The organism is Methylocaldum sp. (assembly GCF_035627495.1).
Taxonomy (GTDB): Bacteria; Pseudomonadota; Gammaproteobacteria; order Methylococcales; family Methylococcaceae; genus Methylocaldum.
The window spans coordinates 18,920-31,561 of sequence record NZ_DASPLO010000003.1 but is presented as its reverse complement, the minus strand read 5'-3'; the positions used below and the strand labels follow the sequence as shown (position 1 = coordinate 31,561).

Genomic DNA, 12,642 nt, shown 5'->3' with positions numbered 1-12,642 from the left:
CAATGACTCGACGCCCGGTCGCGATGCCTTGTGGGTCGCCTACGACCGCCGCTCTCGCGGCGACCTCCGGCCACCCACCCGGCGCTCGGGCTTCCGGGGACTACTCGACTCGCTCGCTCACTCGCTCCATGTCTCGCAGCGGGTGTTGAATGCAAAAGTTACCGAAAGAAACCTAACCGAAAGAATTCCGCGAGCAGGCGGTGAAGCGACCACAGGCCATCGCGGAGATTACGGAGTGGATCGAGATCTTCGATAACCGCCTACGGCGTCAGGCCCTATTGAGCTTTCTATCGCCCGCGGTCTAAGCCCAACAGTTCTACCGAAAGCAGCGAGCGGCTTAACCTTTGGCGTCCACTATTGCCCACCGACATCACGGACCATCGGGACTCCGCCTGTACGCCCGTCTACGGCACTGATGGTGAGCGATCAGCCTTCACAGCCCTGTGGCTGGGTTCCGGCACTCCCCCGCAACCTAAGTCTTCTCCGTCTCGGGCAACACGGTCGATGCCATCTCCTTGGCCGAGGACTTGATCATGTCCCAACTGTCGACGTCGCCTTGGAACAGCGCCGACATGTAGGCTTTGGCTTGATCGAAAGTAATATGGGGCGGCAGCGGCGGCACGTTGGGGTCGGTATAGGCTTCGACGACCACCGGCCGGTCGGCGACCAGCGCCTGCTCCCAGGCGGGGGCGATGTCCTCCGGCTTGTCCACCCGAATACCCCGGAAGCCCAACAGCTCGCCGTAGCGGGCATAGGGGAAATCCGGCAGATTCTGCGAGGCCTCGTATTTGGGATCGCCGGCCAGGGCCCGCTGCTCCCAGGTCACCTGATTGAGATCGTTGTTGTGCAGCACCATCACGATGAGGCGCGGATCGGTCCACTGCGTCCAGTATTTGGCGGCGGTCACCAGCTCCGCGTTGCCGTTCATCTGCATGGCCCCGTCCCCCACCAGGGCGATCGCCGGCCGGTCCGGATAGGCGAATTTGGCGGCGATGGCGTACGGCACACCCGGCCCCATGGTGGCGAGCCCGCCCGACAGCGAGGCCATCATGCCGCGACGAATCTTGAGATCGCGGGCGTACCAGTTGGCGGCGGAGCCGGAATCGCAGGTGAGAATGCACTGGTCCGGCAGACGCGGCGACAGCTCCCAGAACACCCGTTGCGGATTGATGGGGTTCGCTGCGTTCATGGCACGGCTTTCCAGCACCTGCCACCAGTCCGCGACGTTGCGGCCGATGTTCTCCTGCCAGCTCCGATCGGTCTTGCGTTCGAGGAGCGGAATCAGCGCCCGCAGAGTCTCGGCGCTGTCGCCCACCAGGTTAACTTCCATCGGATAGCGGATGCTCAACATGCGGCCGTCGATGTCGATCTGCACGCCCCGAGCCTGGCCCTCCCTCGGCAGGAACTCCGAGTACGGGAAGCTGGAGCCCACCATCAGCAGGGTGTCGCAGTCCATCATCATGTCGTAGCTCGGGCGAGTGCCGAGCAGGCCGATAGAGCCGGTGACGAAAGGCAGTTCGTCCGGCACGGCCGCCTTTCCAAGCAGGGCCTTGGCGATGCCGGCGCCGAGGAGATCCGCCACTTCGATGACTTCGTCGGTAGCCCGAAGCGCCCCCGCTCCGACCAGCAGGGCGACCCGTTGTCCGTGATTCAGCACATCCGCCGCCCGTCGCAGCTCGTCCTGGTGGGGCACCACGCGCGGCGAGTCGTAACCGACCCCGGACAGCACGGTGCCATGGTGGCGCGGCGGCGTCTCGACCGCGTCCAGTTCCTGGAGGTCGTTGGGCAGAATGATGCAGGTGACGGTGCGTTCGCAGCGGGCGATGCGCACCGCCCGGTCCACCAGGTGGCGGACCTGGGCGGGAGCCGAGGCCATGTGTACGTACTCGTGGGCCACGTCCTTGAACAGCGAGATCAGGTCGACCTCCTGTTGATAGGTCCCACCGATAGCCGCGCGGGCCTGCTGTCCGACGATCGCCACCACCGGCTGGTGGTCCATCTTCGCATCGTACAATCCATTCAAAAGATGTATCGCACCCGGCCCCGAAGTCGCCAAGCACACGCCTACTTCGCCGGTGAACTTCGCATGGGCGCAGGCCATGAACGCGGCCATCTCCTCGTGTCGGGTCTGGATGAAGTGAAACCGGTCTCCGGCCCTACCCAGCGCTCCCATGACGCCGTTGATCCCGTCGCCCGGATAGCCGTAGATGCGCCGGATGCCCCAGGCCGAAAGCCTGTCCAGCAGAAAGTCACTCACCGTGTAAGCCATGGCTTGCCTCCTTATTCGGTAATCCTTCGCGGACTATGTTCGATACCGCTGCCACAAGGCTGGCCTATTGCCCGTCAAGGCCCAGGGCGTGGGCATCAAATCCTTCAGGTAGGACCGGTGAAAGCGGGAAAGATTGCGAAATGGCCAAAACTTCGAGGATAACGTTTGGCAGGTTCATCCAGTAATCGACCGTTTGTGGCGCTTGAACAGGACCACGGTTTCACCGCCCCCAGGCCATCGTGGTTCCGGGGTACTTAGCCGTTATGCCGGTTGCCGTGTAGCGTTCCGGGAACGGGAACGTCCTTCGGCGTTTCCACCAGCACCGAAACCACCAAGGCGGCGAACCCCACGAGCTGCACCGCGAAGCCCGCGGCATGCCCGTACTCCCACCGGTCCCGCAACCGCATCCAGACGGCGGGCACCGATTCCGGCGCTATTCGGAACGCCTCGGCCACTTCCCCGTTCACCGGATTGACGACGGTCAGCCATACCCCGAAGGCCAATGCGGAGCAAAGCGCCCCGGCCAAAGTCCAGGGGAACGTGCGCCCGCGCTTGCGAACCCGGAACGCAAGCACGGCAGCGGCGAGAATCGAGCCGATCTGGTAGGCGCCGCCGACGATGGCGAAATAGCGGTACAGGCTGGCGTTGACCGCGGTGTACATCGGCCAGTCGTACTGCATCTTTTGCGGAAGTTCCAGGACATGGGCGGATTCCATCGTCATGGCGAGCGCCGCCAGCAGCAAAGTGATGAAGCGCCAGACTCTTATTCCCATCGTCTTTCCTCCGTGGCTAGCTAGTTTTCTCCCTCTCCCGCCCCGCGCGATCTTAAGAAGCTAAAGCTTACATGCGATTCCTTCAATGAGACTTGCCACTGAGGAGTTTTTGACGTTTTATTGCAACACTCCAATAAAAAATAAATCCTATATTCCGCTCAGAATCTGTGTCCGAATTTCTTTCACCGAAGCCGCGAACCCACCAGACGATAGTTGCACTGCTTACTGAGACAGGCTACATGTTGCGGATCGCAGCAAACCTATCATCGAGTGCATGTACTTCATGCTCAGAAAAATCAAATTTGCCACCGAGGAGGTGGAAACCTCACTTCTATTCGATTGGCAACTCTACCCGACAACAATCTGACCCGATTTGCAAGGAAAACGTCATTTTATGATTATCGAAGGTCCCCTGCCGGAACAAAGCGAAAGCCAACGTATTGGGCATCTTGCCGAGAAATGCTTCGGCGCAAATTGCCCTAATGAATGGCGGTCCAAAAACTTAGATGGGACCGATGACTTTGGCTTCGACTATCAGGTTCAAACCATAATAGCCGGTCGCGCTACCGATGTTTTTCGAGTTCAGCTCAAGGGAAAGCAGGAGCCTGAACCAAACGCAACAGATGAGTTCTTCTCTGTTACGCTCAAGGCAAGCACAGTTCGCTACTACTCGCGCGTCACTGAACCCGTATTGCTCGTGTTAGCCGATCTCAGCATCAAACCGGAACGCCCCGCTGATTGCCCGCTCTTCTACAACTGGGTTCATGACGAATTGCGCAGGCTGAACGAGCAGGGTATTCCTCCTGAACAGAAATTCGTCAGCCTGCGAGTACCTCTCGCTAACCGCCTAACCGAGGCAACCGATTTATCATCAGATTTGGCGAGATTTCGCCAGCTGGCCAAAGTTGGGGAGGCGTTGGATATCGTTGCTGAACGCAAGCATCCAGCTTTACCGCCATCCACCCGAGCGAATCTCATCGAAAAAATTCCCAAGGTTTTTGAGCGTAGCAGCGCCTCCTTGCTGCAAGCGATGACGGAAGAGCCAGCATCCGCATGGCCGGAAGCGCCCAAGGGGAGCTTTCCTTGGTATCTTCAGGAAGCAGCTCAAAGGCTTCGTATTGGTGCTGACGAAGAGGCCGAGCAATCCCTTGTGGCAGCAGACGATGTCAAAGACGGCGCCTCAGATCTGGAACTAGCAGAGTACTGGTATTTAGTTGGCCGATCGAGGTCCATACGATTGGAGGATGAACCCGCGAGAGAGGCTTACGCGAAAGCTGCAACATTGGCCCAAGACGCCCCAAAGTACATAGTGGCTTGGGCAGAAGCAGAACTTCGTCTGCGCCTTCATTTGGATGAGCCGAATGATTTTTCTGATGTCATCGCACGGCTTTCCAGCTCTGATCCATTGAGTATGAGCATGCGAGCTCGTTTGCTGGCAGCTGAGGGCCGCTATGCAGAGGCCGTCGAAGAGGCCCGCTTGACGCCTGGTAGTGATGGGTGGTCAGCTCTGGCGATAACCCACACAATGCAGTTGGAGCATAATCTTGTCATCGAAGCATGCGACTCCGGGCTTCGAGAATTGTATCTGCGGGACGTTACGAAGCAGCTATTCCTCATAATGCGCTCGCGTGCCTATTTCAGTCTTGCAATAGGTGCTGCTGCCTTGGACGCGCCAGAAACATATCTTCCACTATCGGGTCCAGCCGGGGCGGATATCGGTCTACTACGCAACGCATGGGAAGATATGCAGGCCGCAGTTGATTCGCTCCGCGCCTCAGGGTGGCCTTCAAACATCGAATTTCTTGCCGACATATGGGCTGCAACAGCATCGATGCTCGGGCGCCAGGACGACATCCTTCCTGTATTGACCGAGGCAGCGAGCGCTCGCCCCGTATTTCCGACGCTGCAATTCGCTCTCGAATCAATCGCCGTACAATGCGGTGACTTTTCGCTTGCCTTGACCGCCAATGCACGCCAACCAGACAGTGAGACCAAGCTCTTGCGACGTGTAGCTCTGTTCAACATGGCCGGGCGGGATTCTGAATGCGTGCAGCTTTTTGAACAGATCAACGCAACAGCGACGCCATCGCATCCCATGTTTGGTACCGCAATCTCCCTTGCGATCTTGTCAGCCGACCGCATTGTTAGATCTGATCTGGTTACTACTTGGCAGCGCCTACTTGACCCTGTTCCAGAACTCGTCGCACAACGAGCTTTGCTGGATTATCTCCTGGATACAGCCAGGAACATGCTTGCCAAGGATATGGCCTTAGCCCGTCTTGAAGCGCAGTATGAAGCCTTGGGTAGGCCGGTGGCGATTGGAATCCATCTTTTCCACGAATTTAATGCGACGGACCCGAATCAAGCAGAGAAATGCGTTGCAATAGCTGAATCATTAAGTTCCGACCGAATGTTATACGCCGAGGCTGCTATCCATCTTGCCCAGGCTTTCGCAACCCTTGGGCACTGGCCGGAATTGTTGGAACTCGCCACTAGCGCACTTACCCGGTTTGAGAACGATGAGCGCTTCATTGCCATCAAAGCTATGGCACTCGATAGGCTCGGTCGAAGCCCGGAAGCACTCGCGTCGCTCAAGCGGCTGATTGGAACGGGCTCGTCGGATACCCTGGCTTTAAATACCTACATCAATATCGTCGTTCGTTGCGGATTTACAGAGGAAGCGATTAGCTCCGTCGAAGCCATTGTGGCAGCCGAAACGGACATACTTAAGCGTATCGAGGCCTTAAAGCTTCTTTTTAATTTGATTCACTATTCCGACCCTTTCAGTACTCGCAGCGTGGACATTGCGTGGCGGATGGGCCAGCTCACGAGCCAAAACGATGAAGCGCAGGAGGGTCTCTTTCTCGTACTTATGCTTGCAGCGACTCTATATGCCAAGCTCCCGAGCAGCGACTCCCGCCTTCCGGAGTTCCGTCAGCGGCTGGAAACATTCGCGCAGCGCTTTCCCGACTCTAATATCCTCAAATCAGCTCATTTCCCAGAAAACGCTAACTCTGACACATTGATGCGAATAATCAGAGAGATAACTGGGATGGACGACACGCAGTTGCGATGGCGTGAAAAGATGGAAAGGCTGTTGCAACGGGGGGAGATGCCTATCCCTTATGCATGGCGCCCGCGACATATTTTAGGCAGTGTTCCTGACCTTCCAACCTTATGGGAAATTTGCAAAGCTTCTAAGCCTCACCAACGCCAGTTTCATCTGACAATGGTGCCGGCGGATTGGAAGCCGGTAAACACTTCAGAACTGAGCGCCCACATTCCTTTGCTGGACCTCATCACTCTGTTAATCGTCCGAGACCTGGGAATTTTCGAGCTTCTTTTTGATATCTTCTCCAAAATAGCCGTCAATCAAGCGACGCTGATGGAAATCAACCAGCTGATTGCACCATTGTCTGGTAGCCCTTTTCGCCAGAAATGCCTCGAACTTCAGGCAGGATTGAAAGCTCGTTTCGAGCACATCGTCCAGCCATGGACTCCGCTGCCTGACGAAGAATCATTTAAGGCGTCGCGTTGGGCATCAGAGGAGATTAAAGAACTGGTGGCGAATGGGAGCCTTATGCTCTACTCAGATGATGCGATCTTTCGAATCTATTGCGATCCACCCGCATCGGCACCATCCAGCATCTGCTCACTTGATGTTCTACACGCGCTTGAGAACAAGGGCTTACTCTCAACTATTGAGGTTGCTGAAAAGATCGCCATGCTCTGTTCTTGGCACGTCGGCTTGATAATTGATCTGAGATACCAAGTCGCTATCCTTCCAAGTGCCTTGAGCGTGGCTAAATCGGTAAGCGAGGGGATCGACATTCTGCATGGCTCGCCGCTCTGCTCTGCCGTATTCGACGAGATTTGGGATCCACGAAAGCCTTTCGACCAACTTATTCGCCATGGAGCCGCGCTTCTTCGAGAATTCGTTTCTGAGTCACGCAACAGGATCGAGAGTATTGCCGCACTGATTGGTCTTTGGTTTGGCAAAGCCCGGTTACACCCCGAAGCTCCACACCCGCCCGTGCGAGTCTTGGCGCATCTTGTGATGCACGCGGTGGCTCGCGGCAATCCCTTGGATCGGGAGACGGTGACAAGGCTATGGACGGTTTATCGTTCGCTTGTCGAGTTTGAACATGGTGATCATATGGATATAGCAAAGGAACGGCAGGCCATCTCTCTGGCTGGCGAGATTGCAGCGGAAATCGACCAAAAGGGATCATTACAAGCAAACAGTTCCCTTCGCAACCGTCTCGCTCGTGGTCTAACTGATGGAACTTCGGACGCGGATGCGTTTAGCGAGGGCTACAACAAATTCCTCACTCGTCTGGTGGAGAAATCGCGGCGCTCTACTCTTAAATAGGATTTCTGCCTTAAGCTGCACATCCAAATCCAAATAATCGCTACGTTACCGAATAGCACTCTCGCGCCACCTTCGTGGCATAACCGATCCGGGAGGATTTCACCATGGCAAATCTCATCAATCAGCACCGAAACGAAGTCGCAGCCCTGTGCCGCCGCACCCGCGCGAAGCGGCTGGATGTCTTTGGGTCCGTGCTTCGTGCCGATTTTGACGCTGCGGCTAGCGATATCGATTTCCTGGTCGAGTTCGACGAAGTTCCACCGGCTCAGTACGCGGAAGCGTATTTCTTGCTCAAGGAAGGGCTCGAAGCGCTGTTCGGCCGACCGGTAGACCTCGTTACCGACAAAAGCTTGGCCAATCCTTATTTCCGCAATCGCATTGCGGCGGAGCGCCGTACCATCTATGCACGCTGATGCGCAAAAACTGCTATGGGACGCACAGCAGGCGGTAAATCGCATAGAGCGCTACACCGCCGGTAAATGCTTTGCCGACTATTTGGCGGACGACATGCTACGGAGCGCCGTGGAACGCCAGTTCGAGATCGTCGGTGAAGCCTTCAACCAGTTACGACGGCTGGACCCCGAAACGGCTTCTTCAATCCAGGAACTGCCGCGTATCGTTGCCTTTCGGAATGTCTTGATTCACGGCTACGCCAGCGTAGACGATCGTCTGGTTTGGGGCGTGGTCGAAGCCAACCTTGCATCGCTGCGCGCCAATCTCGAAAGCTTGCTCCGGTCACCGTGAGAAGCAGCCGATCAAAGGCCGCAGAATGCCTGAAAACCTCACGGTTGACCTTCTTTGAACTCCACTAAATCCCCCCTCACGGTAACTTTCGGCAGCGAAAATAGGATGAAATAAGGTTGGGTCTGCTCATAGACCACGTTCACCAGGGCCTGGGCCTTGCCGCTGGAGATGCCGGCCTTTTTGTACAACCGCGTGATCGCTTCGGCATATTCCGGACTCTTGAACGTGAAAATCCCGAGCAGCTTGAATCCGGTGCTGCTGCCGACGACATCGGCTTGTACGAGGCGAAAATTCGGCTGCGACAGTTCCACCTCCGTGACGGTCGTAATCTACGCTCCGCCCGCACTCGCCAACGGCGGCAAGCTCAAGGGGAGACCGGTCGCGGCGGGGGGAATCGGACAGCCGGTGAGCAACGGCAAAATCGGAATCAGCCGTAGAAACTTCATGAAGTGACTTAGTCTTCCGAATAAGCCATGGTGGTCAGCAGCGCCAGCTCCGCCTGCCGTGAATCGAGCCGGGTGTGCTGCACGACGATGGGCATGTCGGATTCGATGAGGCTGGCGTAGTCGGTATCCCGGGGGATGGATTCCGGCGTGTGGAAGTCGTTGAAGCGCAGATGCCGGGTGCGCCGGGCCGGAACCGTGAACAGATACGGTCCCGCCGGTTCGCGGTCGGCGAAGAAGACGGTCACGGAGATCTGGGCGTCGGCTCCGCCCGCGTTGAGGATGCAAACCGTCTCGTGGCTCTCGAATGCCCGTCCCCCGCCGGTGCTTTGCGAAGGGATATACCCTTCCGCGATGGCCCAGCGGGTTTTGCCGATGGGGGTCGTCATATTATTGCCTGCCTCATGTTTGACGGCTTGGCGTTTGGAAGCGGGTCCACCACCTTGCCGGGATTCATGCGGTTCTGCGGATCCCAAATTGCCTTGAATTCGCGGAATGCCTGAACCAGCGCGTCGCCGTACATCTTGGGCAGAAGATCGGCCCGCGCCGGACCGTCGCCGTGCTCGCCGGACAGCGAACCGTTGTAGCGCACCACGAGATCCGCCGCTTCATCGAGGAAAGCATTCCAATGCTCGATGCCTTCGCTCGTGAAAAGATCGAAATCGATGCGGCAATGGATGCAGCCCTGTCCGAAATGGCCGTACAAGGCGCAGTGATAACCGTATTTGTCCAGCAGCGCTCGGTAATCCCGGAGATACGGGCCGACATCCTGCGGATGCACGGCGGCGTCCTCCCAGCCCGGCCAAGCCATCTTCAATCCCGACACATGGGCGGTTGCCGCAAGCCCGGCTTCCCGGATCTTCCATATGAGGGCTTCCTCCCGAGGATCGTCCAGCAGCTTCATGGAGGGCGCATCCGGCTTGCCGCGCAACGCATCCATGAGTTGCCGGGCCTTGCCGTCGGATTCTTCCCGCGTCTCGCCCCCGAATTCCAGGATCAGCCAGCCTTTTCCCTCGGGCAGCAGATACAGCTCCTCCGAGTGCATACGCTTGGCCTTCATGTACCTGATGAGCAAGTCGTCGATGCCTTCGAGGCCGATGGGGCACGACGCCATGAGTTCGGCGATGTGATCGCCGGCCCGGTAAATGTCCGGATAGCCCAGCACCAGCAAGGTGCGTTTCGCCGGGCTCGGCACCAGGTACAGTTCGGCCTGCAGGACGACGACGCAGGTGCCCTCGGTCCCGACCAAGGCGCGGGCGACGTTAAAACCGTTCTCGGGCAGCAATTCGTCCAAGGCATAACCGGACACGCGGCGCGGAATCTTCGGAAATCGCGCCCGAATCAGGTCCGCGTATTTATCGCGAATGGCTTTGAGGCCGGCATAGATTTCCCCGCGCCGGCCGCCTCCCCGGATAATGGCATCCAGGTCCTCTTCGGAGGTCGGGCCGACGGTCATGCGAAACCCATCGTAGGTGAGGATATCCAGCGCATGGACGTTGTCGGCGGTGCGCCCGGCCATGACCGAGTGCACGCCGCAGGAGTTGTTGCCGATCATGCCGCCCAGGGTGTTGTGATCGTGGGTCGAGGGATCGGGACCGAAGGTCAGATGATGCTCCTCGGCCTTGCCCCGCAGGGAGTCGAGCACGCAGCCCGGCTCCACCACCGCCCGCCGCGCCTCCGGGTCGATGTCCAGAACGCCGCGGAGATACTTGGACATGTCGATGATGACGGCGGAGTTGCAGCATTGCCCGGCCAAGCTGGTGCCGCCTCCGCGCGAGGTGATGGGTGCTCCGTGCTTGCGGCAGGCGGCGACGGTCTCGACGACGTCGCCGATGCTGCGCGGCACGACCACGCCGATGGGCACCTGCCGGTAGTTGGAAGCGTCAGTGGCGTAAAGCGCCCGGCTGCCGAAATCGAAGCGGACGTCGCCGCGGACGCGTTTGCGGATGGCGGCGGCCAAAGCCTCCGCCGATGTAGCGTTTAAGTTTGAGTGCACCATCGGACCTCCATGTCAGATAGACGTGCAGTTGTTTCCAAGAAAGAATTAACCGGTCAACTTCCCTGTCGCGCTCTCCCCACAGTGAGAGAGAATTTCGATCCAGCTGCCCTGTCGCAGCATCGATTCTAAACCTTCTCCGTCTCGGGCAACACGGTCGATGCCGTCTCCTTGACCGAGGCCTTGAGCATGCCCCAGGCATCCGGATCGCCGTAGATGCGCCGGATGCTCCAGACCGAAAGCCGGTCCAGCAGAAAGTGACTCACCGTGTAAGCCATGGCTTGCCTCCTTATTCGGTAATCCTTTGCCGGCTATTTCCGCTGCCGTTGCCGATCACTCGTCAAGGCCAAGACGTGGGCGTTCAGTCCTTCAAGTAGGACTGGTGGGAGCGGAAAAAATTGCGGGAAAGCCCAAAATTCCGAGGGCCGAGGTACGGCGGATCGGGCCGCGGGTCTATTTCCGCCTGACCGATAATTGGCTGGAGCTCACGGTGCGCTTCATCGTCCGCGACCGCGGCATCCGCGAGGCCAAGGACGCCCTGAGCCGCGACATCCTTCGGGAATTCGAGCAGGCCGGCATCGAACTCGCTTCCGCGACCTTCGAGATCGTGGGTCTGCCGCCGCTCCGGATCGAACATAAAGAGTCGCGGACATAAGGGGCCGACTCTTCGAGGGGTTTCAGAGACGATTTAGGGGGAGGCTGTAGTGCCGCGTCCACGCTAAAAGGGTGCCTACCTCCGCAGGAGCGGGCTTTAGCCCGCGACTGGAGGCCGCCCAAGATCGCGGGCTAAAGCCCGCTCCCACCAGAAATCATTCATTACGTCATGCGAATGCCGTGAGTTCGCTTATACGTAATCTCCGGTAGCGACATAGCGGTTCTTTTCGTCTAGCTTGAAACATAGGCTGTTCCAATCGTCTATCAGCCGCTTTAGAAGGGAGTCATGAAGCGTGTCATATCCTTAAGCTTGGTCGCGGCAGCGGCATCATTGGGATCCGCATTCCCTGTCTTCGGACAGGCATGGGAAACGAGGCCGCAGCATCGTCCCAGCGCCACCCAGTTGCTTGAGGTGCCCATTTCCGGAAATCCGATCATCTCCCGGACCAAACCGGTCATCGAGAATCCTTACGCGGGCGATCCGAATGCCATCGTGCAGGGCCGAAAGCTGTTCGACAGCATGAATTGCAGCGGTTGTCATGCCCCGTTGGGCGGCGGCGGCATGGGTCCGCCCTTGAGCGACGCCGAGTGGATCTATGGCGGAGAGTCCGCGGCGATTTATCTCAGTATCGTGCAAGGCCGTCCCAACGGCATGCCGGCTTGGAGCCGAGCGTTACCCCCTCAATCCATCTGGCAACTGGTGGCGTATATCCGGACGCTCGGCGAGCCCCCCGCACCGGCCTCCGGCCCGCCGGCAAGGCCGGCCGGCCCCGTCCCGCATCGTGAGCGTGGCTCCCAGCGATGAAAACGCGGATACTCGCGCGCCTCGTCTTGTTCGCGTCCTGCCCGGCCGCCGAGGCCGTTGTACCGCCTTCCGTGGCGCAGCTCGAACAGCAGGGATACGAGGTCTTCGTCACGCGCTGCGGCGTCTGCCATACAATCCGCGGAGCCGAAGCACACGGCATATTAGGTCCCGACCTGACGCATCTGATGAGCCGGCGCTACATCGGAGCGGGCCTGCTCCCGAACACGGCCGGCAACTTGGGAGGATGGACTGCGGACGCGCAGGCACAAAAGCCGGGCTGCTTCATGCCGACCATGGACCTGTCCGGCCCCGAATTGCAGGCGGTGCTCGCCTACCTTCAAACCCTGCGCTGAAGGACTGGAGCACTCTCAGGTCTGGTGTAGCGCCCGCCAGCGCGGGCGCTACCCGTCTTCGTCCCGTTAGGGCGGCCCCGAGCGTCGCCGCCTGGGACCGCGGGCGACGCGCAGATGTAGGCCGGGATAGCCCTTCGGCTTCGCTCAGGACAGGCTTTGCGTTCCCGGCAAACGGCGCACGAATGCCGGGAACGGCTGCCGCCTTATCCCGGCCTACCTAGGCTGTTCCGCCC

Annotated in this window: 14 protein-coding genes; 8 read left to right on the top strand and 6 right to left on the bottom strand. The window is 58.8% G+C overall.

What is annotated here, in order from left to right:
- On the top strand, positions 1-256 hold a 256-nt coding region (locus VEB01_RS00170; protein ID WP_324872079.1), incomplete at its 5' end, for a hypothetical protein.
- 216 nt (positions 257-472) lie between these two features.
- On the opposite strand, the gene VEB01_RS00165 is transcribed toward VEB01_RS00170, so the two are convergent.
- Positions 473-2,269, bottom strand: a complete 1,797-nt coding sequence (locus VEB01_RS00165) for a thiamine pyrophosphate-requiring protein (RefSeq protein ID WP_324872078.1) — start codon at positions 2,267-2,269, stop codon at positions 473-475.
- Positions 2,270-2,523: 254 nt separating this feature from the next.
- Positions 2,524-3,042, bottom strand: a complete 519-nt coding sequence (locus VEB01_RS00160; RefSeq protein ID WP_324872077.1) for a DUF1772 domain-containing protein — start codon at positions 3,040-3,042, stop codon at positions 2,524-2,526.
- Between the two features lie 394 nt (positions 3,043-3,436).
- Here VEB01_RS00160 and VEB01_RS00155 point away from each other — a divergent pair, with 394 nt between their 5' ends.
- The 3 genes from VEB01_RS00155 to VEB01_RS00145 all read left to right on the top strand — a co-directional run bounded on the left by VEB01_RS00155 (position 3,437) and on the right by VEB01_RS00145 (position 8,158).
- Positions 3,437-7,414 (top strand): DUF4365 domain-containing protein, encoded by a 3,978-nt coding sequence (locus VEB01_RS00155; RefSeq protein ID WP_324872076.1) that lies wholly within the window; start codon positions 3,437-3,439, stop codon positions 7,412-7,414.
- 104 nt (positions 7,415-7,518) lie between these two features.
- Positions 7,519-7,827, top strand: a complete 309-nt coding sequence (locus VEB01_RS00150; protein WP_324872075.1) for a nucleotidyltransferase family protein — start codon at positions 7,519-7,521, stop codon at positions 7,825-7,827.
- Positions 7,817-8,158, top strand: coding sequence for a HepT-like ribonuclease domain-containing protein (locus VEB01_RS00145; protein WP_324872074.1), 342 nt, complete (start codon positions 7,817-7,819; stop codon positions 8,156-8,158). Before VEB01_RS00150 ends, VEB01_RS00145 begins: the two co-directional genes overlap by 11 nt.
- A gap of 38 nt (positions 8,159-8,196) precedes the next feature.
- On the opposite strand, the gene VEB01_RS00140 is transcribed toward VEB01_RS00145, so the two are convergent.
- Positions 8,197-8,469 carry a DUF6567 family protein gene (locus VEB01_RS00140; protein WP_324872073.1) on the bottom strand — a complete coding sequence of 91 codons (273 nt, stop codon included), beginning with the start codon at positions 8,467-8,469 and terminating at the stop codon, positions 8,197-8,199.
- A gap of 4 nt (positions 8,470-8,473) precedes the next feature.
- Between VEB01_RS00140 and VEB01_RS00135 the strand changes: the two genes are divergently transcribed.
- Complete coding sequence (locus tag VEB01_RS00135) at positions 8,474-8,611, top strand: hypothetical protein (RefSeq protein ID WP_324872072.1); 138 nt, start codon at positions 8,474-8,476, stop codon at positions 8,609-8,611.
- Position 8,612: 1 nt separating this feature from the next.
- Here the strand turns inward: VEB01_RS00135 and VEB01_RS00130 are convergent, their stop codons facing one another.
- The 3 genes from VEB01_RS00130 to VEB01_RS00120 all read right to left on the bottom strand — a co-directional run bounded on the left by VEB01_RS00130 (position 8,613) and on the right by VEB01_RS00120 (position 10,875).
- The gene (locus tag VEB01_RS00130) at positions 8,613-8,990 is read right to left on the bottom strand and encodes a sensory rhodopsin transducer (protein ID WP_324872071.1); all 378 of its coding nucleotides are present in this window, start codon (positions 8,988-8,990) and stop codon (positions 8,613-8,615) included.
- Positions 8,987-10,600 carry an FAD-binding oxidoreductase gene (locus VEB01_RS00125; RefSeq protein WP_324872070.1) on the bottom strand — a complete coding sequence of 538 codons (1,614 nt, stop codon included), beginning with the start codon at positions 10,598-10,600 and terminating at the stop codon, positions 8,987-8,989. Before VEB01_RS00125 ends, VEB01_RS00130 begins: the two co-directional genes overlap by 4 nt.
- A gap of 125 nt (positions 10,601-10,725) precedes the next feature.
- Complete coding sequence (locus tag VEB01_RS00120; RefSeq protein ID WP_324872069.1) at positions 10,726-10,875, bottom strand: hypothetical protein; 150 nt, start codon at positions 10,873-10,875, stop codon at positions 10,726-10,728.
- 104 nt (positions 10,876-10,979) lie between these two features.
- Between VEB01_RS00120 and VEB01_RS00115 the strand changes: the two genes are divergently transcribed.
- The 3 genes from VEB01_RS00115 (at position 10,980) to VEB01_RS00105 (ending at position 12,409) form a co-directional block, all read left to right on the top strand.
- The gene (locus VEB01_RS00115) at positions 10,980-11,252 is read left to right on the top strand and encodes a hypothetical protein (protein WP_324872068.1); all 273 of its coding nucleotides are present in this window, start codon (positions 10,980-10,982) and stop codon (positions 11,250-11,252) included.
- A gap of 285 nt (positions 11,253-11,537) precedes the next feature.
- Positions 11,538-12,056, top strand: coding sequence for a c-type cytochrome (locus VEB01_RS00110; RefSeq protein ID WP_324872067.1), 519 nt, complete (start codon positions 11,538-11,540; stop codon positions 12,054-12,056).
- Positions 12,053-12,409 (top strand): c-type cytochrome, encoded by a 357-nt coding sequence (locus VEB01_RS00105; RefSeq protein ID WP_324872066.1) that lies wholly within the window; start codon positions 12,053-12,055, stop codon positions 12,407-12,409. Before VEB01_RS00110 ends, VEB01_RS00105 begins: the two co-directional genes overlap by 4 nt.
- Positions 12,410-12,642 lie beyond the last annotated feature (233 nt).

Excerpts from the sequence above, each read along its gene's own strand:
- VEB01_RS00165 (WP_324872078.1), bottom strand. The coding sequence starts at position 2,269 with ATGGCTTACACGGTGAGTGACTTTCTGCTGGACAGGCTTTCGGCCTGG.
- VEB01_RS00160 (WP_324872077.1), bottom strand. The coding sequence starts at position 3,042 with ATGGGAATAAGAGTCTGGCGCTTCATCACTTTGCTGCTGGCGGCGCTC.
- VEB01_RS00155 (WP_324872076.1), top strand. The coding sequence starts at position 3,437 with ATGATTATCGAAGGTCCCCTGCCGGAACAAAGCGAAAGCCAACGTATT.
- VEB01_RS00150 (WP_324872075.1), top strand. The coding sequence starts at position 7,519 with ATGGCAAATCTCATCAATCAGCACCGAAACGAAGTCGCAGCCCTGTGC.
- VEB01_RS00145 (WP_324872074.1), top strand. The coding sequence starts at position 7,817 with ATGCACGCTGATGCGCAAAAACTGCTATGGGACGCACAGCAGGCGGTA.
- VEB01_RS00130 (WP_324872071.1), bottom strand. The coding sequence starts at position 8,990 with ATGACGACCCCCATCGGCAAAACCCGCTGGGCCATCGCGGAAGGGTAT.
- VEB01_RS00125 (WP_324872070.1), bottom strand. The coding sequence starts at position 10,600 with ATGGTGCACTCAAACTTAAACGCTACATCGGCGGAGGCTTTGGCCGCC.
- VEB01_RS00120 (WP_324872069.1), bottom strand. The coding sequence starts at position 10,875 with ATGGCTTACACGGTGAGTCACTTTCTGCTGGACCGGCTTTCGGTCTGG.
- VEB01_RS00110 (WP_324872067.1), top strand. The coding sequence starts at position 11,538 with ATGAAGCGTGTCATATCCTTAAGCTTGGTCGCGGCAGCGGCATCATTG.
- VEB01_RS00105 (WP_324872066.1), top strand. The coding sequence starts at position 12,053 with ATGAAAACGCGGATACTCGCGCGCCTCGTCTTGTTCGCGTCCTGCCCG.